General features: G+C 56.8%; 1 protein-coding gene and 1 pseudogene. Both read right to left on the reverse strand.

The window, feature by feature from the left end:
- Nucleotides 1-336: pseudogene (locus H6B10_RS14905) on the reverse strand (aspartate carbamoyltransferase); the annotation flags it as partial.
- 100 nt (nt 337-436) lie between these two features.
- On the reverse strand, nt 437-683 hold a 247-nt coding region (locus H6B10_RS14910), incomplete at its 5' end, for a UTRA domain-containing protein (RefSeq protein ID WP_204652299.1).

Below are 683 nucleotides of genomic sequence, written 5' to 3' on the forward strand. Positions count from 1 at the left end.
GGATGCACGCAGCGGCGCGCCCTCTTTGGGGTGGCGCATGGCGGCAATGTCGGCGTAGCAGCTGATGATACGGATGGTATCGGCAACCGTTTCACCCTTGGAAGCACTGGAAACGCGCGAATCGGGGAAGCCAAGCACCTGACCGCCCAAATTGAGCATGGCTGCTTCAAAAGAAAGGCGGGTACGGGTGCTGGGTTCGTAGAACAGCGTTGCCAGACGCTTGCGGGCGGCAACGTCCTTATAGGCGGCGGGATCGTCGTGAATACGATCCGCCAGGTCCATCAGGCGAAGGGTTTCATCCAGCGTAAAGTCCGCCGGGTCGATCAGATGTCTCATACACATTCCCCTTTGATTAACTCTTAGCTCTCTATCTATCTTCATGGAGCGAAGCCCCGCCGAAGCGAACGCTGCACCCTATGACAAAAGGTAAGCGCTGTTACATCAGCTTGCGCACAATGGCAAAATCGAAAAAGTCGGTGTAACAGGTCTGGCAGCAAAGGACCGGTTTGCACAGGCGGGAGTAGCAGGTTTCGTCCAGCTGCATCAACGCCTGGTCGGGACGCAGGCCCAACTGCCGCCGGATGGCCGGGCTGCCGGTCACGGCGTGTACATGGGCCAGGGTTTTGGTCACTTCCTGGTGGCAGACATTTGCCACAATCTCAAAAATAGATTTGGTAAAATCC

Origin of the sequence: Gemmiger formicilis, from assembly GCF_016901605.1 — a bacterium.
GTDB lineage: Bacteria > Bacillota > Clostridia > Oscillospirales > Ruminococcaceae > Gemmiger > Gemmiger formicilis_B.